Consider the following 21,728-nt stretch of genomic DNA (forward strand, 5'->3'; position numbering starts at 1 on the left):
AACCCGGCGCTCTCACGCGGCGGCCGGATCTCCCGAGGTGATCGCGGCCAGCAGCCGGTAGGACTCCAGCAGCTCCGCGCGGTCGTACGTACTGGTCGTGACGAGGAATTCGTCGGCCGCGCTGCGCTCCAGCAGCGACTCCAGCGCCTTCGCGACGTCCTCGGGCGTGCCGTGCAGATGCCCGGCCATCGCCTCCTCGAAGCGTTCGCGCTCCGGACCCGTCATCGTGCGCGCGGCCGTCGACTCGTAGGGCGCGAGGGCCGGAAAGACGCCGTGGGTGCGGGACCAGGCCGTCGACCACGCCTCCGGGACCAGCAGCCTGCGGGCCCGCTCGCCGCTGTCGGCGACCGCGACGGTGCCGGACAGCACGACATAGGGGGCGGCCGACCACGCGGAGGGGCGGAAGGCGGCGCGGTAGCGGTCCACCGCGCGCAGCATCGCGTCCTCGCCGCGCACACCGCCGATCACCAGCGGCAGGCCGTGCGCGGCGGCCAGGTCCGCGCCGCTGCCGACGGCCAGCAGGAACACCGGCGGACGCAGCCCCTCGGCGGGCCAGGCGTGCACCTGCGGGTGGACCCGCTGGGTGCCGGTGAAGTACCCGAGCAGTTCGTCGATCTGCGCGTCGAACGCGCCCGCGGCCTCCTTGCCGCGGCCCAGCGCCTTGCGGATGCCGTCGGTGAAGCCCACCGACCGCCCCAGACCCATGTCGATCCGGCCCGGGAACAGCGCCTCCAGGACCCCGAACTGCTCGGCCACGACCAGAGGTTGGTGATTGGGCAGCATCACGCCGCCGGTGCCGACCCTGATCCGCGAGGTGGCCGCCGCGACCGCCGCCGCGAGCACCGTCGGCGCGGAACCGGCCACGCCGGGCACGCTGTGGTGCTCGGAGACCCAGAAGCGGTGGTAGCCGAGCGCTTCGACCTCGCGCGCGAACGCCACGGTGTCGCGCAGCGCCTGAGCGCCGTCCTGGCCCTCCCTCGTGCGGGAGCGGTCAAGGACGGAGAACGGGGTGTCGCGCAGCGGAGAACTCACGTTCATTCCAACGCGTACCGGACTCCGTCATTCCCGAACCGCCCGAAACCGAACACTTGTCGTCACCCCTTGTGGCCGAGTGTGTACGGGCCCTATCTTTGGCCCGCCCGGCAATTCGGGCGTACGGCAGCCCAGGCCCCACGGGCCGGTCCTGGAGAGGACTCGTGCTATGCCCTTACGCGGACGTCACCGCCGATACCGCCCCAGCCGCGTATCGCAGGCATCCCTCACCGTCACCGCGGGTGGCGCCGGTCTCGCCCTGCCGCTGATCGGGCTGAGCAGCGCCCACGCGGCCGCCGAGAGCACCTGGGACAAGGTCGCCAACTGCGAGTCCTCGGGCAACTGGCAGATCAACACGGGCAACGGGTACTACGGCGGGCTCCAGTTCGCCTCCAGCACCTGGAAGTCCTTCGGCGGCACGGCCTACGCGCCGCGCGCCGACCTCGCCACGAAGAACCAGCAGATAGCCGTGGCCGAGAAGGTGCTGCACAGCCAGGGCCCCGGCGCCTGGCCGGTCTGCTCGGTACGCGCCGGGCTGACCCGTACCGCCGCCACCGCCTCCCACAAGGTCGAGGTGCCCGCCGCGAAGGTGCGGACCGCGTCCGACCAGGCGCGCAGGACGCCCGCGAAGGCCCCGGTCAGGAGCGAGACCAAGAGCACCGCGAAGGCCCGGGCCAGTTCCCCGGCCAAGGCGCCCGCGAAGAAGACCGCGCCGAAGACCGCGCAGCCCAAGTCGGCCCCGGGCAAGGACCGTTACACGGTGAGGTCGGGCGACACGCTGTCCGGCATCGCCGACGACCACCATGTGGCGGGCGGCTGGCCCCGGCTCTACGCCGACAACCGCTCGGTGGTCGGCGACGACCCCGACCTGATCCTCCCCGGCCAGCGGCTCGACCTGCGGACCCCGGTGGCGCACCCGCAGCACACGACGCAGCGCGAGCCGCAGACCACGAGCCGTCCCAAGGCGCAGCCGAAGCCGACGCCCAAGGCCGCCCCGAAGGCCACGCCCAAGAAGTCGGCGGCCCCCGCGGGCACCCGCACGCTGGACCGTACGACGAAGCCCGCCGCGGCCCCGACCCACACCGCGTACACCCTGCCGGTCAGCGGCGCGCCGATCGGCACGCCGTACCACGCCTCCGGCTCCAGTTGGGCCAGCGGCTACCACACAGGGGTGGACTTCCTGGTCGGCACCGGCACCAGCGTGAAGTCGGTGGCCGCGGGCACCGTGGTGACGGCGGGCTGGGGCGGCAGTTACGGCTACCAGATCGTCATCCGGCACGCGGACGGCGACTACAGCCAGTACGCGCACCTGTCACAGATCTCGGTCAAGGTCGGACAGAAGGTCACCTCCGGCCAGCGGATAGCGCGTTCGGGCTCGACCGGCAACGTCACAGGACCGCACCTGCACTTCGAGATGCGGACGGGACCCGAATACGGCGACGACATCGACCCGCTGCACTACCTGCGGGCTCACGGCGTCTCGATCTGATCGGACGGGCCGGGTCCGCCCGGCCCGCTCCGGCCGACGAACGTCGTGAGCGGCGGCAGCGCCGCGCCGAGCCAGCAACCGGCGAAGAGCCAGCCGCCGACGACATCCGTCGGCCAGTGCACGCCCAGATACACGCGGGTGCAGCCGACGGCCAGCGCGACGAGCGCGCACAGCGCGGTGAGCAGCCGCCCCGTGCGGCCCGGCCGCCAGCGCAGCAGCCCCCAGGCCAGCAGCCCGGCGGCCATCGCGCTGGACGCGGTGTGCCCGGAGGGGAAGGAGTAGCCGGAGGCGTGCGTCGCCCAGTCCGCCGCGGGCGGCCTGGCCCGGTGCAGTGCCATGACCAGCAGCGTGCGTACCGCCTGGCCCGCGAGCAGCACGACCAGCGCGAGCAGCGCCATGGGCACACCGCGCGAGGTCCGCAGCGCGCCGCGTCCCACACCGCCGCCGCCCGCCAGCCAGCCGCCCAGCACGGCGGCGAGATACGGGAACGGGCCGGTGCCGAGGTCGGTGACGGTACGGGCCACGGTCACCATGCCGTGCGGCCGGTGCTCCACCGACCAGCGGTGCGGCCCGGTGTCCACCGCGTACGGCGTGCCGTGCCCGGCCAGCACCACCCAGGCGAGCACCGCGAAGGCGGCGGCGAAGGCGGCCGGGAGCAGTACGCGGCGCCATGGCGCGCGGGCGGTCACCGGGGGAGCGGCCCTTCTCGCTCGGTACGCGAAAGGCCCGCCCGGCCGCGGGCGTCAGCTTCGTCTACAGGCACGTAGACATACTGTACGCGGCGGCCGGGCGGGCTTCCCCTCGGCGCGATGGATCGGACCGTGTTCCGCGGGTGTGTGCCTGGGGCGCTACGGCCGCGCGGCGGGCGTGATCTGCGGTGTCTTCAGCGGGTCGGTGACCGCGACCGGCTCCAGGACGGCGTCCAGCTTCGCCAGCAGACCCGCGTCCAGCGTCACGCCGGCCGCCTTCACGTTCTCCGCGACCTGCTCGGGGCGGGACGCGCCGACGATCGCGGCCGAGACGTTCGGGTTCTGGAGCACCCAGGCGACCGCGAGCTGAGCCATCGTCAGACCGGCGTCGGCGGCCAGCGCGTGGAGCTGCTGCACCCGCCCCAGCACCTCGTCGTTCATCCAGCGGTCGATCATGTTCGCGCCGCCCTTGGCGTCGGTGGCGCGCGAACCGGCGGGCGGCTGCTGCCCCGGCACGTACTTGCCGGTCAGCACACCCTGCGCGATCGGCGAGAACACGATCTGACCGATGCCCAACTCCTCGCAGGCGGGCACCACTTCGGCCTCGATGACGCGCCAGAGCGCGGAGTACTGCGGCTGGTTGGAGACCAGCGGGATGCGCAGCTCGCGGGCGAGGGCGTGCCCGCGGCGGATCTGGTCGGCCGTCCACTCCGAGACGCCGATGTAGTGCGCCTTGCCGGAGTGCACGACGTCGGCGAACGCCTCCATCGTCTCCTCCAGCGGCGTGAACCGGTCGAACCGGTGCGCCTGGTAGAGGTCGACGTAGTCCGTCTGGAGCCGTCGCAGCGAGCCGTCGATCGACTCCATGATGTGCTTGCGGGACAGACCCCGGTCGTTGCGTCCGGGACCGGTCGGCCAGAAGACCTTGGTGAGGATCTCCAGACCCTCCCGGCGCTCGCCCTTCAGCGCCCGGCCGAGCACCGACTCCGCGCGGGTCTGCGCGTACGTGTCCGCGGTGTCGAAGGTCGTGATCCCCGTGTCCAGCGCCGCCCGCACACACGCGGTCGCCGCGTCCTCCTCCACCTGGGAGCCGTGGGTGAGCCAGTTTCCGTAGGCGATTTCGCTGATGATCAGGCCGCTGCGGCCAAGGTGACGGTATTCCATGGGACCGACTCTAGATCGCCCGCCCGTACCGCCGCGACCGGCACGAATGCCCCGCCCCGGGGGCCCTGAGCTACGGGGCCGCCGGGGCGGGGAGTCGGTGCGGTCACCGGATCAGGAGGCGTAGGCCTCCAGCTCGGAGAGCTGGCCCGCCGGCCAGCCGGTGTTCCCGGTGAAGGTGAGCCGCAGGTAGCGGGTGGTGGTCGGGGTCAGGGTGACGGTCGCGGTGTCGGTACCCAGGGTGAAGGTGTAGCCCGCGGACGCCTTGAGCGTGCTGTACGTGTTGTTGTCGGTGGAGCCGAGGACGCTCAGCGTCTCGGTCCTGGTGCCCCAGTTGGTCGGCAGCTTCAGCACCAGCCGGCCGACGGTCTTGGCGGAGCCGAGGTCGACCGTCAGGGACTGCGGGAAGGCGCTGTTGGCGCTCTCCCAGTAGGAGTTGACGTTGCCGTCCACCGCGTTGGCCGCGACGTAGATGTCGGAGTGACCGGTGTCGGTGGCCGTACGGCCCTGCGCCAGGTTCGGGTTGGCGGGCGGGGTCGTGGGAGGCGTGGTGGGAGGCGTCGTCGGCGGGGTCGTCGGCGGGGTGGTCGGGGGAGTCGTGGGCGGCGTGGTCGGCGTGCCGTCGGCCGCGTAGACCTCGAACTCCGAGATCTGGCCCGCGGACCAGCCGGTGTTGCCGGTGATGTTCAGCCGGACGTACCGCGCGGTGGCCGCGTTGAAGGTCAGCGTGGCCGTGTTGCCCGACGACGGGTTGAAGGAGACGCCGCCCGAAGCCTTCAGCGTGCTCCAGGAGCTGTTGTCCGTCGAACCCAGCACCGACAGGGTCTCGGTACGGGTCGCCCAGTCCGCCGACGGCGGAAGCTTGAGCGTGACCTTGCCGATCGACTTGGCCGCGCCGAGGTCGACGGTCAGCGTCTGCGGGAAGGCGTTGCTGTTGCTCTCCCAGTACGAGGACGCGTTGCCGTCGACGGCGTTGGCCGCCGAGTAGCTCTGCACCGCGGACGAGGCGGTAGCGGGGCGGCCCTGCGCCAGGTTGCCGTTGGCCGGAGTCGTCGGCGGGGTCGTCGGGGGAGTGGTGGGCGGCGTGGTCGGGGGCGTGGTCGGCGGGGTGGTGGGAGGCGTGGTCGTACCGCCGCCACCGCCGGTCGGAACGCCGCCGTTGGTCCAGATCGGGGTCGGCCAGGTGCCGGTGCAGGTCTGCCCGGTGATACCGGAGTTGCCGCCGCCGTCGATGATGTTCAGGCCGGTGCCGACGCAGTTGTGGATCGGGGTGGCGGACTGGGCGATGTTCTTCGCCTTGACGTTGATGAACGTCATGTCGGCCGGTGCCTGCGCCTGGATCGCGTAGGTGCCCGCGCCGTCGATGTTGACGTTCTTGAACGTGACGCCCGTGACGCCGCTCTCGATCGACTGGATCGCCTCGTAGGAGCTGTCGAGGATGTCCGTGTCGGTGATCTGGATGTTGGCGTCGACCTTGCCCTGGAGGCCGTCGAACCAGATCGCGCCGACGCCGAACTGCCAGTTGAAGTCGCTGTTACCGGTTCTGATCAGCGTGTTGCGCGCCGCCGTGATGGTGCCCGCGACCGCGGTGCCGGAACCGGCGTTGACCCCCGGGTAGCGGTTGGCGATGTGCAGGCCGCCGCCGTTGGAGATGGTGTCGGCCATCACGTTGTCGGAGATGTTGAAGTCCTTGCCGCCGTACGTGACGATGTTGTTCGCCAGGATCGGCAGCACGACCGTGTTGTGGTCGAAGCTGTCGTTGACGTTCGGCACGTTCTCCGGCCAGCCCGCCAGACCGTCGTCACCGGTGTTGCGCACAAAGGTGTTGGTGACCGTCGAGTTGGTGACGCCGATGTGGAAGTTCACACCGTCGGCCGTCGTGTCCAGGATGCGGCTGTTCTTGATGGTGAAGTGGTCCATCGGACCGTCCATCCACGCACCGCACTTGACGTGCTGCAACCACAGGTTGTCGACGGTGGAGTTGGACATTGCGCCACCGAGGCCGTTGACCTGGTCGTTGTCCTCGCGCTCGCGGATGTCGCCGATGATGGCGAAGTCCTTTAGGTTGACGTTGGTGCTCGGCCCGCCCTGGTTGGTGTACTTGCCGTAGATACCGGCCGCGTTGGAGCGGTTCACCGGGTCACGGCCGCCGAGCACGCTGTACCAGGGGCCGGCGCCGACGAGGGTGACCTTGTCGACGATGACGTGGCTGTACAGCGTGAAGTTGCCCTGCGGGATGTATACGGTCTTGCCCTGCGCCTTGCCCGCGTCCACGGCCGCCTGGAACTTGGCGGTGGAGTCCGTGGCACCCGTCGGGTCCGCGCCGAAGTCCGTCACCACGTCGAGCGCGCCCGCGGGCTTGGCGATCGGGGCCGCGACCGTCTCGAAGTCCGCCAGGTCGATGGTGAACGTCGGGGACTGCGCCGTGGACGTCACCTGCACGCGGATCTTGGTGCCGGCCGGGTACGTGGTCCCGAACATCGTCCGCGACTCGTCGTAGAAGTGGTGCGGGTTGGTGTCGCCCGGGTTGTTGTTGAACGGGTAACCGCCGTAGTACCAACTGTACTTCGAGGTCACCGGCAGGGTCTTGATCGAGGTCCCGTTGGCCTGCACGTCCAGCGTGGCGTCCCTGCCCTTGCCGTCCGCGGTGTCCGGGAGGCTGTAGCGCAGCGACATCGCGTTCGCGGGCGCCGTCAGCGTGAACTCCACGTACTGTCCGGCGGCGCTGAGGGTGACGGCCTGACGGCCCGACGCCTCGGACGGCAGGTGGCCGTAGTAGCGGTCGGGGCCGATCAGCGCGCCGTTGGTGTTGGCGTACTCGGCCTCGAGCTCCTTGAACGGCACGTTCGCGCCGCGGCCCGATATGCCGACGGGTGAAGGGGCGGGTACGCCTGCCGCGTGGGCGGCGGGGGCGTTCGCCAAGGTCACGGCGGTCAGCGCGGCTGCCGCGGCCACGGCGAACGACAGCACCGCGGCGGCGCCGCGCTGTCTGACTCTGCGGCTTCTTTGAGGACTCAACTCATGGCTCTGCAATGAGTGCGACACAGGCACACGTCCTTGCGCGTCGAGGGGGGTGAGAGGGGGGTGGAACTAGGGGGAACTAGGGGGGAACACCCGGCCAGGCGTGGAGAGACTACGAGGCGGGTCGCAGTAAGTCCATGAGTCTGCGCAAAAATGCGATGGCTCCTCGCAATATTCACGACACCTGACCGTCATAGACGGCTCCAAAATCCGATAATTCCCGATGCTCCACACATCCGAGGCCGTCACGCCCGGCGGCCGGCGTCACCGGCTTCCGGTCCGCCGGAGCCGTCTGCTCTCCGTCCGCCGGAGCCGCCGGCTCCCCGGCCGTCTGATGGAGGCTCACCCGTTGATGGAGTCCGGGCGGCGGCTGTGCCTATGATGGGCGTGATGACGAACTCCTTCTCGTACGGAATGGGGGAATCGTTCGACCAGGGTGAGTGCTGATGGCACCTCACCTCACGGACGAGATTCCCGCCCACGTGTTGATGTGGCGCCGCGTACGCGAGTACGCCGTGCCACCGTCCATGATCGAGACCGCCACCGCGCGGCGCGCCGTCGGCGACTGGGCCGGGGCGTGCGCCGCGGCCCGGGTCGACGCGGATCTCGATCTGCGAGCCGTGCGCACGCGGCACGGCACCGAACTGGCCGCCCGACTCCGGGCGGATCTGCGCCGGTTGGCACCCGATCTGCTGCGCTGGCACATGCCGAGGATCGCGCCGGACGGCCGCTTGCGGCCCGGTGTGACCATCCTCCTCGCGCGGTACGGCGCTTCGGCCGGTCCGCCGGTCGACCTGGTCGTACGGACACCGCCGGCCAGAGCCGACGCGGGGCAGCGGATGGCGCTGGCGCTGTGGCAGGAGCCGGGGCACGGCGCCGCCGGAATCCACCCGCACCCGTATCCCGAGCGGCGCTTCCGGCTCGACCTGCACCGGCATCTCTGGGACGCCGGGCGGAGCGGCGAACTGGCGCGGCGCTGCGGCGCGGACGAGGGTCCGTGGGCGTCGGGGCGGTGGGCCGCGGAGGCCGAACTGCTGCTGCGAGCCGAAGGCCGCCCGCGCGGCGCCTTCGCCGTACGGCTGGGCGCGCGCGACCGCGCCGCGTTCGAACTCGTCGCCCCCGACGACAGCCATGCCCCGACCTGCCGACCGCTGCGCGAACCGCTGCGACCGCACGACATCGCGGCGCTGCCCGTACTGCCGGAAGCGGCGGCCCGCGTCCTGCCGGACCTGGAACTGCTACGGGCCGGGCTGATCACGGCCGACCGGCTGCACCCGCTGGTCGCCGCGGCGCTGGCGTCGTACGACACCGCCCCGGCCGCAGGTCACGGCCCCGAGCCCGGTGATCCGCACCGGGTGGAGTGCCGCGGCGAGATCCACCGGATCGCGCCGCGGGACGGGGTGCTGACGGCGGTCGACCACGACCCGGCCGAACTGCGCCGCGAGGACCTGCTGGTGGCCCTCGGCGGACCGGCGCTGCCCTGCCTGCGGGCGATCGACGCCGTGCACCGCGACCCCGAGGCACTGCCCGCGGTACGGGAACGGCTGCGCCACGGCGACATGGCCGGGGCGCTGGCCGTCGTCGAAGGACTGCTCGGGCCGCGCGCGGTACTCCGCGACGGGCCGCTCCGCGAGGAGTTGGAGCGGGCCGCCGTCCGCCGCGTCGACCACGGCGTCTTCCGCGCGGGACTCGTCGCGGAACACCCGGCCTCGGCGCAGCGCCGTCCGCGCCTCGTCCGCCATACGCCGCGGCACATTCGCGCCAAGCGCGTCAGCCGGGCCAGGCCCCGCACCGGAACCGCCCGCTGACCCTCCGCCACCTGATTACCAGTCAGGTCCTATACCTGCACGACGCGTTGAGCGCCGCCATGCCGCACAAACCCTTCGGAGCGGGCCGTCCCGTTCCCCTGACCAACCCCAGGTGATGCCCATGACGTCCAGCACCCTCCTGGCCACGACCGCCTTCACGTCCGCTCCCACGACCGCCTTGACCTCTGCCTCCGCCCCCGTGAGCGACCCCCAACTCACTGTCGCCGACAACCTTCTGACGCTCCTTCGGACCAGCACCACGGAACCGCGCCCCGACGAACAGCTCGAAGCGCTCGCCCTGGCCGTCGCGGCCGACCTGCCCGTACTGCTGTGGGGGGAGCCCGGCATCGGGAAGACCGCGGCGCTGACCCAGCTCGCCGCCTCCCTCGACCTGCCGCTGACGACCGTGATCGCCAGCGTCCACGAGCCGACCGACTTCTCCGGGCTGCCCGTCCTGGGCGACGACCCCGCGGTACGCGGTGTGCCGATGGCGCCGCCCCAGTGGGCCGTGGAACTGGTCCGCGCCGGGCGCGGACTGCTCTTCCTCGACGAACTGTCCACGGCCACACCGGCCGTTCAGGCGGCGCTGCTCCGGGTCGTGCTGGAGCGCCGGGTCGGCGCCCTGCAACTGCCGCCCGGCGTACGGATCGTGGCCGCCGCCAACCCGCGCGCGTCCGCGGCCGACGGATGGGAGCTGAGCCCGCCGCTGGCCAACCGCTTCGTCCATCTGTTCTGGGTGCACGACCGTGAGGTGGTGGTACGCGGCCTCGGCGGCGTCTGGCCGCGCCCGGAACTGCCCAGGCTCGTACCGGAGTCGCTGCCCGAGGCCGTGGCCCTCGCGCGGCGCGCCGTCTGCGGCTTCCTCGAAGCCAGGCCGACGCTGATCCACCGGCTGCCGAGCACGGAGACGCGGCGCGGCGGCGCGTGGCCCTCGCCCCGGAGCTGGGAGGCCGCGCTGACCTTGCTGGCGTTCGGTACGGCGGCCTCCGCGTCCCGCGAGGTGCTGGCCCTGCTGGTGCGGGGCGCGGTGGGGGACGGGCCGGGACTTGAACTCCTCGCCCACCTGGACCGGATGGACCTGCCCGACCCCGAGGCGCTGATGGCCGACCCGCCGACCGTGGAACTGCCCGAGCGCGGCGACCTGCGGCAGGCGGCGCTGGAGGCCGTGGTGGCCGCGGTCGGCGCGCGGCCGGAGCGGGCGCGGTGGGAGGCGGGCTGGGCGGTGCTGGTCAGGGCGCTGGAGTCCGGCGCCCCCGACCTGCTGGTCGCCCCGGCCACCGCGCTGGCCGGACTGCGGCGCGACGACTGGGAGGTGCCCGCCGCGGTGGAGCGGCTGGTCTCGGTCATCGGCCTCGCCCGCCGCGCCGAGCAGTCGGTGGCGCGGGTCGCGGACGCCGAGGCGGCCCGGACGAAGAGGACGGGCCGATGAAGGACACGGCGAAGCGTCGGATGACGGACACCGTCAAGGAGCCCGTGGCGGTCACCGCGAAGGGGCCCGTGGCGGTCACCGCGAAGGAGCCGGTGGCGGTCACCGGGAAACGGCCGGTCACCGCGCGACCGCGCCCGATGCCTCCGCCCGCGCCGCCGCGCCCGGTACGGCCTCTCGCGCCGAGGCGGCAGCGCCCCGCCGACCAGCCGTACGCTCCCGGACTGCCCCTCGACACCGAGAAGTTGATGGCGGCGCGGCTCCACGCGGTGAAGGTCCGCCCCTACCTCGCCAGCGCCCTCTTCGCCCTGCACGTGGTGGAGGACCGGTCGGTGCCGACGATGGCGGTCGACGCGTACTGGCGCTGCTACGTCTCGCCCGGTTTCGTCGCGCGCACCCCGACGGAGGAACTGGCCGGCGTCTGGGTGCACGAGGTCTCCCACCTGCTCAGGGACCACCACGCGCGGGGCGAGCGGTACGCCAGGGAGCACGAAGAGCCCGGTCCGGGCGGGCGGGAGGGGGCGGGAATGCCCCCGTCCGAGGGCCGGGAGAGGCTGCGGCGCAACATCGCCGCCGACTTCGAGATCAACGACGACATCTACGGGGACGGTCTGCCCCGGCCCGCCGGGGCCGTGCTGCCGTCGCTGCTGCGGCTGCCCGACGGCCTGCTGATGGAGGAGTATCTGCGGACGGCGTCGATGTCCGGGCTCGTCGGGGACCTGGCCTGGCTGGACTGCGGCAGCGGCGCCGACGGGCAGGCCAGGTCGTGGGAGCTGGGACCGGACGGGGCGCACGCCCTGAGCAGGCAGCAGCGGGACGCGGTCCGCTTCCGGGTCGCCGAGGGGATCAAGGGGCGGCCGGGGGAGGCGCCCGAGGGCTGGCGCAGATGGGCCGAGGAGGCGTTCCATCCCCCGCAGCCGTGGCGGCAGTTGCTCGGCGCCGCGGTCCGCTCGGCGGCGGGCGCGCCGGGCGCGGGCGAGAACCACAGCTACCGGCGTCCCTCACGGCGCTCGGCCGCCGTCCCCGGAGTGCTGCTGCCGAGCCTGCGCCGTACACCGCCGCGGGTCTGCGTCGTCATCGACACGTCCGGCTCCGTGAGCGACGCCGAACTGGGCGCCGCGCTGCTGGAGGTGGCCGCGATCTCGCGGGCGGTGGGCGGGCGGCGCGACCTGGTCTCGGTGATCTCCTGCGACGTCGCCGCCGGTGTGGCCGTACCGATCTGCCGCGCCGAGGGCATCGAGCTGATCGGCGGCGGCGGTACGGATCTGCGCTCCGGCTTCGCCCGCGCCCTGCGCTCCCGGCCCCGCCCGGACGTCGTCGTCACCCTGACGGACGGTCAGACACCGTGGCCGTCCGAGCAGCCGCCCTGCCGTACCGTCGTCGGCCTCTTCCCCCGCCCCTCGCGCGCCGTGCGCGACGACGACGCCGAGTACGTCCCGGACTCCCCGCCGTCCTGGGCGCGTGTGGTCACCATCGGCTGAGCGGCACCTCAGCGGCGGGGCGCCGACCGCCGGGGGGAGGTGAGAAGGAAGGGGCGGGCGGCGCGGTCGCGGTGCCGGGTGGACTGCCAGCCGCGGGCGTCGAGGAGCGCCGCGCACCGGCCGAGGTGGCCGGCGGCCTCGTCCGGGGCGGCAGCGCCCCGCCAGGACACCTCGACGGCGCCGTCCTGCGCGGAAGGCGTGACCGTATAACCGTCAGGGGCGGGCGGACAGCCCGCCGCTTCGAGGGCCAACGCCACGGCGTGCACGAGACGTTCGCGCTCCCACGGCGCGGGCACGTCGGTCACGCCGTCGAGGAGCACCGCCCGGATGCCCAGCAGGCCCTCCCACGCGGCGGCCACCTCGGCCGCGCGCGCGGGACCGCGGCCGGGCGTCACCGTCCCCGTACCGTCGTCGGCCGTGAAGGTGCCGTCGGGGACCGCGGGCGGCTCCGCGGCGGCTTCCGCCTCCCGCGCCGCCTGCCGTGCCGCTTCGGCCGCCGCCAGCGCGGCGCGCTGCCGCAGACCCTCCTGGGACAGGTAGTAGGCGGGGTGGCCGCTGCGGCCGTGCGGCACCGCGAGACCCGCCGCCACCAGCGCCGCGCAGACGTCGGCGCGCGCCGAGAGCCGGCCGGTCGACGGATCGGAGCCGGCGACCGCCTTCCGCTGAGCGGGGGTCAGTGCCTTGGCCACGCGACCTGCCTCCTTCCGCCTGACGTGCCCCGTGCTGTCTCCCGCACGGTACCGCCCGCGGCCGACACTCCCCGCGCGCCGCGACCAGCGGGCCCCGGACCGGCGCCCGGTGATCGAATCCCCTGGAATTGCAGGTGAATTGATACGGGCTCCGTAATGGTGGGGGGCGGTCGCCGGGCGGAATTCCGCCGGGTGTAGGGTCCCGGTCCCCGTAGTTATGGCGGACGGGGGCGTCGCCAGGGAGTCGGAGAACACAGCGAAATTCAGGGAGGATTCATGCAAATGACGCGCCAGAGCCGCAGGCGCTCCGGTGTCATAGCGGTCGCCGGAATGGCGGCGCTCATCGGGTCGGCCGTACTGGCCGCGCCCGCATCGGCACACACCCCCAACTGGTCGGTGGACTGCGACTCGGTCTCGGTCCACCTCACCGCCTACAACGCCCGGGTCACCAACTCGGTGACCGTCTCCGTGGACGGCGGCGCCGTGCTCGCGAGCAATGAGTCGTTCGGCGGCAGCTACGACTTCACGGGTGCGCTGCCCGACCACAGCACCGCGATCAAGGTGCACCTGGTCGTGAAGGCGGGCGACGGCAAGCAGTACGGCAGGGACGAGTACAAGACGTCCGAGCCGTGCGAGAAGCCGCCGACCACGCCGCCGCCCACCACGCCCGAGACGCCGCCGCCCACCGCGCCGCCGACCACCCCGGCGTCCGAGACGCCCACCGCGCCGCCGACCACTCCCGAGACGACCGCGACCTCGAACGCCCCGGTCGTGCAGGCCAGCACCTCCCCGGCCTCCGGCGACCTGGCCGAGACCGGAAGCTCCAGCTCGACGCCGATGATCGCGGGCATCGCCGCGGCCGTCGTCGCCGCGGGCGCGGGCCTGCTCGTCTTCAACCGCAGGCGCGGCGCGGCACACCGCTGATCCGCCGCACCACCGGCCGCCCGTCCCACGGGCGGCGTCCCGGCGCGGGGGGGGGGGGGCCCCCCCCGGGCCCCCCCCCCCCGCGGGGGGCGGGCCCCCCCCCCCCCCGGGGGCGGGGCGCGGGGGGGCGGGGGGCCCCCCCGCCCGGGCCCCGGCGCCCCCGCGCAGGGGGGGGGGGCGGCCGCCCCCCCCCCCCCCCCCCCCCCCCCCCCCCCCCCGGGGGGGGGGGGGGGGGGGGGGGGCCCCCCCCCCCCCCCCCCCCCCCCCCCGCCGCGGCGGTTCACGGACACCGCGCGAACCGGGTACGTGCCGAAGGCGGCCGGTCGCTCACGCCTGCGCGGAGCCCGGCGCCCGGTACATGTACGACGTCTCCTGCCGCCGCGAGGCGATCCGCCAACCGCCGCCGTCCCGCGCGAAACCGTCCACGTACCAGAAGCCGCACAGCAGCACACCGCGCTCCGCGGCCTTGCCGCCCTCGGGCAGCACGAGCGGGTTGAGGCACATGGTGCGGCCCGTCGCGCGGTCCCCGTCGAGCCGGATCGCGCAATTCCCGAGCAAATGCTGATATCCGGGAAAACGCGGCATGACGGCCGCGAGAAATTCCTTGATCTCCGGCAGAGTTCCACGCGGTCCGCCCGTCGCCGTGTAGTCGAGGACCGCGTCCTTGGTGAAGACCGCGTCCAGCAGCGGCCATTGGCCGGTGTCCACCGCGTGGCTGTATTCGATCAACAGATCCTGGATTTCCAGCCGGTCGGAGATATCGCCGAGCGAGAGCATGCGGCCCCTCCTGCCCGCGCCCGGACGGACGCGTGGGCACCGCATGGATGGCACGCGCCGCCGGAGAAGTCAAGACACCTGACAGGCGCGGAGTATGGGAATACCCGGAGAACCCTCCGCCCACGCCCGGTCCGCGGCCCGAGCCGCCTAGGATCGAGGGATGGATCTTCGATGGCCGCGACGCAAGAGGTGGTTCGCCGCCGCGGGGGCGCTCGTGGTGCTGGTGGCGGGCGGCGTCGCGGTCGGTACGGCGACCGCGTCCGGCGACGGGGGCTCGGTGCACCGCAGCGACGCGATGCTCGACGGCGCCGGGGGCGTACGCCTGGACACCTCGTACTTCACCTCGGGCGGTCCCGGCAGGCGGCCCGCCGTACTGCTCGGGCACGGCTTCGGCGGCAGCAAGGACGACGTGCGCGGCCAGGCCGAAGCGCTCGCCCGGCACGGCTACGCCGTACTGACCTGGTCCGCGCGCGGCTTCGGGCACTCCACCGGACGCATCGGGCTCAACGCGCCGGACGGCGAGGTCGCCGACGTCGGCAAGCTCGTCGACTGGCTCGCGGACCGCCCCGACGTGCGGCTCGACGCGCCGGGCGACCCGCGGGTCGGCATCTCCGGCGTCTCGTACGGCGGCGCGATTTCGCTGCTCGCCGCCGGTTACGACCAGCGCATCGACGCCATCGCGCCGCGCATGACGTACTGGAATCTGAGCGACGCGCTCTTCCCGAACGACGTCTACAAGAAGCTGTGGGCCGGCATCTTCTTCTCCAGCGGCTCCACCCCGCTGGACGCGGCAACGGGCGGCGACCGGACCCCGGACACAGGCGCGGGCGCGGGCACGGGCACAGGCACAGGCACAGGCACGGGCACGCCCGCCGGAGCGCCGACGACCGCCGACCCCCTCTGCGGCCGGTTCGAACCGTCCGTCTGCGCGCTCTACCAACGCGTGGCCCAGGCGGGAAAGCCCGACGCCGCCGCCCGCGCGCGACTCGACGCGCTCAGCCCGTCCGCGGTCGGCTCCCGTATCAAGGTCCCCGCGCTGATCGTGCAGGGCCAGACCGACTCGCTGTTCACGCTCGCCCAGTCCGACGCGATGGCCAAGGCGATCAAGGCCAACGGCGCACCCGTGACCGTCGACTGGATCGCGGGCGGACACGACGGCGGCAACACCGAGAACGGCAGGATCGACCAGCGGGTCACCGCCTGGTTCGACCACTACCTCAAGGGCGAGACGTCCACGAGCACGGGACCCGCCTTCCGGGTCACCCGCACCGGCGGCCTCAACTCCACCGACGGCAGCGTCACCCTGCGCGGCGCGAGCGGCGACAGCTACCCCGGCCTCGACGGATCGGGCAGCCGGAAGATCGCGCTCGCCGGCTCCGCCCAGCGGATCACCAACCCGGCGGGCGGCGCCCCGCCCGCGATCTCCGCCGTCCCCGGCCTCGGCGCGCTCACCCAGCTCTCCTCGGTCGGCGCCGGCATCTCCCTGGACTTCCCCGGCCAGATCGCGGTGTTCGAGTCCGCGCCGCTGCGCGACGGCGTCCAACTCACCGGAGCGCCGTCGGTGCGGGTGAAGGTCGCCACCGACGCGCCCGACGCCGTGCTCTTCGCGAAGCTCTACGACGTCGCGCCCGGCGGCAAGGAGACCCTGCCCGCCTCGCTCGCCGCCCCCGTACGCGTCGTCGGGTCCGGGCAGGGCACCACCGTCACGGTCCGACTGCCCGCCGTCGACCACGACTTCGCGGCCGGGCACCGACTGCGCGTGGTGCTGTCCACCACCGACCTCGGCTACGCCTCCCCGGCCGCGCCCGCAGCCCTGACCGTCTCGCTCGCGTCGCCGACGCTCACCCTGCCCACCGACACCGGGCTCGGCGCCGACGCCACCTCGGTCGCGTGGTGGGCCTGGGCGCTGCCGCTGATCGCGCTGGCCGTGGCCGCCGTCCTGCTGCTCACCGGCCGCCGCCGGGTCCGCCCGCGCCCGGCCGACCCGGCGCTCGCCGCGGTCCCGTTGCAGATCACCGGCCTCAGCAAGCGGTACGCGAAGTCCGTCGACCAGTACGCCGTACGCGACCTGTCCTTCCGCGTCGAACCCGGCCAGGTGCTCGGCCTGCTCGGGCCGAACGGCGCGGGCAAGACCACCACCTTGCGGATGCTGATGGGCCTGATCCGTCCCGACGAGGGCGAGATCCGGGTGTTCGGCGAGGCGGTACGGCCCGGCGCGCCCGTGCTGTCCCGGCTCGGCGCCTTCGTGGAGGGCGCCGGATTCCTGCCGCATCTGTCCGGCCGCGCCAACCTCGACCTGTACTGGCAGGCCACCGGCCGCCCGGCGCAGGACGCCCACCTGGCGGAGGCCCTGGAGATCGCGGGCCTCGGCGACGCGCTGGAACGGGCCGTGCGCACCTACTCGCAGGGCATGCGGCAGCGACTGGCCATCGCGCAGGCCATGCTCGGCCTGCCGGACCTGCTGATCCTCGACGAGCCGACCAACGGACTCGACCCGCCGCAGATCCGCGAGATGCGCGAGGTGCTGATCCGCTACGCGCAGGCGGGCCGGACCGTGATCGTCTCCAGCCACCTGCTGGCCGAGGTCGAGCAGACCTGTACGCATCTGGTGGTCATGGACCGCGGGCGGTTGGTCACGGCCGGTCCCGTCGCCGACATCATCGGCTCGGCGGACACCGTGCTGGTCGGGATCGACGGCGAACTGCCGCAGAGCGCGGTCGAGAAGGTCGCCGCACTGCCCGGGGTCGCCACCGCGGTCCGCGAGGAGGACGGTCTGCTCGCGGTGCTCGACGGCCTGACCCCGGCGCAATTCGTGGCCGAACTCGTCCGTCTCGACGTGCCCGTGGCCCAGGTCGGGCCGCACCGCCGCCTGGAGGACGCCTTCCTGACCCTGATCGGAGGCTCCTCGTGAGCGCCGCACCCGCCCTGCCCGCCCCCGCGCCCGCACCGGACGGGTCACCGGCCCGCGCCACCGCGCCCGGCTACCGCCCCGGCCGTACGCTGCGGCTGCGCGTCGAGGCCAGGCGGCAGTTGCGCAGGCGCCGCACGATGATCGTGGCCGCGCTGCTCGCCGCGCTGCCGTTCATCCTGATCGCCGCCTTCGCGATCGGTGGCACCCCGAACGGCGAGGGCAGGAACGGCCCGACGCTGATCGACACCGCCACCGCCTCGGGCGCCAACTTCTGCGCGACCTGCCTGTTCGTCTCCGCGGGCTTCGTCCTCGTCGTGCCGGTCGCGCTCTTCTGCGGCGACACCGTGGCCTCGGAGGCGGGCTGGTCCTCGCTGCGCTATCTGCTGGCCGCGCCCGTGCCGCGGACCAGGCTGCTGGCCGTGAAGCTCACCGTGGCGCTGGGCTTCAGCGCGGTCGCGCTCGTCCTGCTGCCCGCGGTCGCGCTGGTGGCGGGCACCGTCGCGTACGGCTGGGGGGACCTGGAACTGCCGACCGGCGGGGCGCTGGCGTCCGGTGAGGCGCTGCCGCGGCTGGCGGTCGCCGTGATCTACATCTTCGTGAGCCAACTCGTCACGGCCGCGCTCGCCTTCTGGCTCTCCACGGTCACCGACGCGCCGCTGGGCGCGGTCGGCGGCGCGGTCGGCCTCACCATCGTCGGCAATGTGCTGGACGCCGTGACCGCGCTGGGGCGGTGGCGTGACGTGCTGCCCGCGCACTGGCAGTTCTCCTGGGCGGACGCGCTCCAGCCGACGATGGAGTGGTCCGGCATGCTCCAGGGCACCTCGGTGTCGGTCTCGTACGCGATCGTGCTGACGGCGCTGGCCTTCCGCGGCTTCCGCACCAAGGACATCGTGTCCTGACCCGCCGTCGGCCGTGTCGTGACGTGGCGTGACGCCGCCGCATGACAGCGCGCCACGACGCCTCGTCATGGCATGCCCATGAAATAACCAAGGGACGGCCATCCGGAGTAAAGCGGTCGGCAGCAAACGGCGAAGTCTCTTGTCCTGGGCATGATCTGTGGGTGTGATCGCGGCATCCGTCTCGTGCGGTCGCACTCCACACAAGGAGAGTCCATGCGCAGATTCCGTCCGCGGCCCCGCGCCGCGGTCGCGGCGGCAGGGGTCACCGCCCTCGCCGCCGCCGCTTTGACAGCCGCTCCCGTCGCCGGGTCCGCCACCGCCGCCCCGGCGCGTACCGCACCGGTGGTGAAGGCCGTGCCCGCGGTCACGGGACACCGGCTGGTGAGCGGGGTGAGCAGCCCGCTCAGCAGCGCGCAGTGCCAGGCGAAGTGGGGCATCAACTGCTACACCCCGCAGCAGTACCGCCAGGCGTACGACCTCAAGCCGCTCTACCGCGCCGGTATCACCGGCAAGGGGCGGACGATCGTGATCGTGGACTCGTTCGGGTCGCCGACGATCCAGCACGACCTCGACGTGTACAGCCGGCAGTTCGGCATCGCCAGCTCGCACGTACAGGTCGTCAAGTGGGGTGATGTGCCGCCGTTCGACCCGGCGAATCCGGACCACACCGGCTGGGCGAGCGAGAGCACGCTGGACGTGGAGATGGCGCACGCCGTCGCGCCCGACGCGCACATCGTGCTGGTGGAGACCGGCGTCGCGGAGACCGAGGGCGTCGAGGGGCTGCCCGAGATGATGGACGCCGAGAAGTCGATGATCGACCACGGCGTCGGCGACGTGATCACGCAGAGCTTCGGCGCCACCGAGAACACCTTCCCCGGCTTCGACCGGGGCGACTTCTCCAGCATCCAGAAGCTGCGGTACGCCTTCAAGGCCGCCGCCGCGCACGGCGTGACGGTGCTGTCGTCCTCCGGCGACGGCGGCGCCACCGACTCGATGGCGGACGGCGCCACCGACTACCCGTACCCGGTGAACTCCTGGCCCTCGTCCGACCCGCTGGTCACCTCGATCGGCGGCACGCAGCTCCACCTGGACGACGCGGGCGACCGCACCGCGCCCGACAGCGTCTACAACGACTACGGCGCGGGCGGCGGCGGCCAGTCGCACGTCTTCACCAGGCCCTCATACCAGGACGTGGTCAAGAACGTCGTCGGCGCCCGGCGCGGCACCCCGGACATCTCGATGACCGCGGCCGTGGACGGCGGCGCGTGGGTGTACTCCTCCTTCGACCCGACGGCCGTCGGATGGGACGTGTACGGCGGCACCAGCGAGTCCAGCCCGCTGTTCTCCGGCATCGTCGCGCTGGCCGACCAGCTCGCCGGGCACCGGGTGGGCGACATCCACCAGGCGCTGTACGCGCTCTACCGGGGCGACAGCAGGCTCACCGGGATCGTGGACGTCAAGGACGGGACGAACAACTCCTACGACGGCGTCACCGGCTACACCGCGGTGAAGGGGTACGACATGGCGACCGGTGTCGGCACGCTGGACGCCGCGCGGTTCGTTCCCGCGCTGGCGATCGCCAGTTGGCGGCGCTGACCGTCCGAGCGGGGTACTGACAGGTCACCGCCGCGTCCGCGCGGGCGCGGCGGTGACACGTGCTGTCCGGGCGCCGGAAATGTCCGGTCCCGCGGGGTGAGTGGTCCAACTCCGTTATCTGTTAGGACTCTTGACAGTCGGGTGGTCCAGACCAACAGTATTGGTCCAGACCAGCAGCGCCCCCTGTGCTGTCGGCCCCCACACATCCCCCCTCGAAGGGAGCGCGGTCCATGACCGGACCCGTTCGCAGACCCCTCCGCGCGTTGCTCACCGGACTCGTCACCGCCACCGCGGCGGCCGGGCTCGCCCTGACCGGCAGCGGCACCGCCCACGCCGCCACCCCGCTGCCCGCCCACGTGTTCGCCCCGTACTTCGAGGCGTACAACGGCGACAGCCTCTCCGGCCTGGCGTCGGCCTCCGGCAACAAATTCCTCACCATGGCGTTCATCCAGACGCCGTCCGTCGGCTCCTGCACCCCGTACTGGAACGGCGACAGCTCGCTGCCGATCGCCCAGGCGAACTTCGGCGCCGACATCGACACCCTCCAGGCGGGCGGCGGCGACGTCATCCCGTCCTTCGGCGGTTACGCGGCCGACAACAGCGGCACCGAGATCGCCGACAGTTGCACCAACGTCAGCTCGATCGCCGCGGCCTACGAGAAGGTCATCACGACCTACGACATCAGCCGGATCGACCTCGACATCGAGGACAACTCGCTGACCAACGCCGGCGGCATCGACCGCCGCAACAAGGCCGTGAAGATGGTCCAGGACTGGGCGGCGAGCAACGGCCGCTCGGTGCAGTTCTCCTACACCCTGCCGACCACCACCCACGGGCTGACCACCGGCACCGCGGGCGACGGCTCGGGCCTGTCGGTGATCCAGAACGCCATCTCCAACGGCGTCAAGGTCGACGTCGTGAACCTGATGACGTTCGACTACTACGACAACGCCACGCACAACATGGCGACCGACACCCAGACCGCCGCCACCGGCCTGCACGACCAGCTCGCCGGGCTCTACCCGTCGAAGACCGACGCGCAGATCTGGGGCATGGTCGGCGTCACGGAGATGCCCGGCATCGACGACTTCGGCGCGGCCGAGACCTTCACCACCGCCAACGCCACCACCGTCTACAACTGGGCGGTCAGCAAGGGCATCAACACGCTGTCCTTCTGGGCGCTCCAGCGCGACAACGGCGGCTGCCCCGGCCAGGGCGGCTCCGACACCTGCTCCGGCGTCGCACAGAGCACCTGGCAGTTCAGCCACACCTTCCAGCCCTTCACCGGCGGCGGCACCACCACCCCGCCCCCGGCGAACGACTTCTCGGTGTCGCTGACCCCGGCCTCCGGCTCCGTCGCGCCGGGCGGTTCCACCACCTCCAGCGTGCACACCGCCGTCGCCTCCGGCACCGCGCAGTCCGTCGCGCTGACGGTCTCCGGCGCCCCGGCCGGTGTCACCGCCACGCTCAGCCCGACCTCGGTGACCGCGGGCGGCAACGCCACCTTGTCGGTCGCCACCACGGCCTCGGCGGCCCCCGGCACGTACACCCTGACCGTCACCGGCAAGGCGGGCACCACGACCCACACCGCCGCGTACACGCTCACGGTCACCGGGACCACCACCGGCTGCACCGCCACCGCGTGGAACAGCAGCGCGGTCTACGTGGGCGGCAACACCGTCTCGTACGCCGGTCACACCTGGAAGGCCAAGTGGTGGACGACGGGCGAGACGCCCGGCACCACCGGTGAGTGGGGTGTCTGGCAGGACCTCGGCGCCTGCTGATCCGCCTCCCGCGGCGGCCGGGCCCCGGATTCGGGGTCCGG

Annotated in this window: 15 protein-coding genes; 9 read left to right on the plus strand and 6 right to left on the minus strand. The window is 72.9% G+C overall.

Going from position 1 to position 21,728, the window contains the following annotated elements; genetic code table 11:
• Positions 1 to 12 precede the first annotated feature (12 nt).
• A complete protein-coding gene (locus ACFZAM_RS30835) occupies positions 13 to 1,038 on the minus strand; it encodes an MsnO8 family LLM class oxidoreductase (protein WP_391050664.1) in 1,026 nt (341 codons plus the stop codon).
• A gap of 163 nt (positions 1,039 to 1,201) precedes the next feature.
• Between ACFZAM_RS30835 and ACFZAM_RS30840 the strand changes: the two genes are divergently transcribed.
• Positions 1,202 to 2,521: a transglycosylase family protein gene (locus tag ACFZAM_RS30840; protein WP_391050666.1), complete on the plus strand. Its 1,320-nt coding sequence runs from the start codon at positions 1,202 to 1,204 to the stop codon at positions 2,519 to 2,521.
• Here the strand turns inward: ACFZAM_RS30840 and ACFZAM_RS30845 are convergent.
• From ACFZAM_RS30845 to ACFZAM_RS30855, 3 genes are all read right to left on the minus strand, one after another.
• Positions 2,503 to 3,210, minus strand: a complete 708-nt coding sequence (locus ACFZAM_RS30845) for a phosphatase PAP2 family protein (protein ID WP_391050667.1) — start codon at positions 3,208 to 3,210, stop codon at positions 2,503 to 2,505. The two genes, ACFZAM_RS30840 and ACFZAM_RS30845, sit on opposite strands and share 19 nt — an antisense overlap.
• 159 nt (positions 3,211 to 3,369) lie before the next feature.
• Positions 3,370 to 4,374, minus strand: a complete 1,005-nt coding sequence (locus ACFZAM_RS30850) for an aldo/keto reductase family protein (RefSeq protein WP_355347198.1) — start codon at positions 4,372 to 4,374, stop codon at positions 3,370 to 3,372.
• Positions 4,375 to 4,485: 111 nt separating this feature from the next.
• On the minus strand, positions 4,486 to 7,416 hold the full coding sequence (locus ACFZAM_RS30855; protein ID WP_391050670.1) for a discoidin domain-containing protein: 2,931 nt from the start codon (positions 7,414 to 7,416) through the stop codon (positions 4,486 to 4,488).
• Positions 7,417 to 7,838: 422 nt separating this feature from the next.
• Here ACFZAM_RS30855 and ACFZAM_RS30860 point away from each other — a divergent pair, with 422 nt between their 5' ends.
• From ACFZAM_RS30860 to ACFZAM_RS30870, 3 genes are all read left to right on the plus strand, one after another.
• Positions 7,839 to 9,200 (plus strand): hypothetical protein, encoded by a 1,362-nt coding sequence (locus tag ACFZAM_RS30860; RefSeq protein ID WP_391050672.1) that lies wholly within the window; start codon positions 7,839 to 7,841, stop codon positions 9,198 to 9,200.
• A 121-nt stretch (positions 9,201 to 9,321) separates the two neighbouring features.
• Positions 9,322 to 10,629, plus strand: a complete 1,308-nt coding sequence (locus tag ACFZAM_RS30865; RefSeq protein WP_391050674.1) for an AAA family ATPase — start codon at positions 9,322 to 9,324, stop codon at positions 10,627 to 10,629.
• A 245-nt stretch (positions 10,630 to 10,874) separates the two neighbouring features.
• A complete protein-coding gene (locus ACFZAM_RS30870) occupies positions 10,875 to 12,107 on the plus strand; it encodes a VWA-like domain-containing protein (protein ID WP_391050745.1) in 1,233 nt (410 codons plus the stop codon).
• 8 nt (positions 12,108 to 12,115) lie between these two features.
• Here the strand turns inward: ACFZAM_RS30870 and ACFZAM_RS30875 are convergent, their stop codons facing one another.
• Positions 12,116 to 12,796, minus strand: a complete 681-nt coding sequence (locus tag ACFZAM_RS30875; RefSeq protein WP_391050676.1) for a hypothetical protein — start codon at positions 12,794 to 12,796, stop codon at positions 12,116 to 12,118.
• A gap of 282 nt (positions 12,797 to 13,078) precedes the next feature.
• Here ACFZAM_RS30875 and ACFZAM_RS30880 point away from each other — a divergent pair, with 282 nt between their 5' ends.
• Positions 13,079 to 13,720: an LAETG motif-containing sortase-dependent surface protein gene (locus ACFZAM_RS30880; RefSeq protein WP_391050678.1), complete on the plus strand. Its 642-nt coding sequence runs from the start codon at positions 13,079 to 13,081 to the stop codon at positions 13,718 to 13,720.
• Between the two features lie 327 nt (positions 13,721 to 14,047).
• Here ACFZAM_RS30880 and ACFZAM_RS30885 read toward each other — a convergent pair whose 3' ends face one another.
• Positions 14,048 to 14,497 carry a nuclear transport factor 2 family protein gene (locus ACFZAM_RS30885; protein ID WP_355347799.1) on the minus strand — a complete coding sequence of 150 codons (450 nt, stop codon included), beginning with the start codon at positions 14,495 to 14,497 and terminating at the stop codon, positions 14,048 to 14,050.
• Between the two features lie 160 nt (positions 14,498 to 14,657).
• Here ACFZAM_RS30885 and ACFZAM_RS30890 point away from each other — a divergent pair, with 160 nt between their 5' ends.
• From ACFZAM_RS30890 to ACFZAM_RS30905, 4 genes are all read left to right on the plus strand, one after another.
• Positions 14,658 to 17,408 carry an alpha/beta fold hydrolase gene (locus ACFZAM_RS30890; protein ID WP_391050680.1) on the plus strand — a complete coding sequence of 917 codons (2,751 nt, stop codon included), beginning with the start codon at positions 14,658 to 14,660 and terminating at the stop codon, positions 17,406 to 17,408.
• A gap of 14 nt (positions 17,409 to 17,422) precedes the next feature.
• On the plus strand, positions 17,423 to 18,307 hold the full coding sequence (locus ACFZAM_RS30895) for an ABC transporter permease (RefSeq protein WP_391050747.1): 885 nt from the start codon (positions 17,423 to 17,425) through the stop codon (positions 18,305 to 18,307).
• 213 nt (positions 18,308 to 18,520) lie between these two features.
• The gene (locus tag ACFZAM_RS30900) at positions 18,521 to 19,903 is read left to right on the plus strand and encodes a S8 family serine peptidase (RefSeq protein WP_391050682.1); all 1,383 of its coding nucleotides are present in this window, start codon (positions 18,521 to 18,523) and stop codon (positions 19,901 to 19,903) included.
• Between the two features lie 230 nt (positions 19,904 to 20,133).
• Positions 20,134 to 21,687, plus strand: a complete 1,554-nt coding sequence (locus tag ACFZAM_RS30905) for a chitinase (RefSeq protein WP_355347790.1) — start codon at positions 20,134 to 20,136, stop codon at positions 21,685 to 21,687.
• Positions 21,688 to 21,728: the final 41 nt, after the last annotated feature.

It is taken from the genome of Streptomyces sp. NPDC008079 (assembly GCF_042957385.1).
Taxonomy (GTDB): domain Bacteria; phylum Actinomycetota; class Actinomycetes; order Streptomycetales; family Streptomycetaceae; genus Actinacidiphila.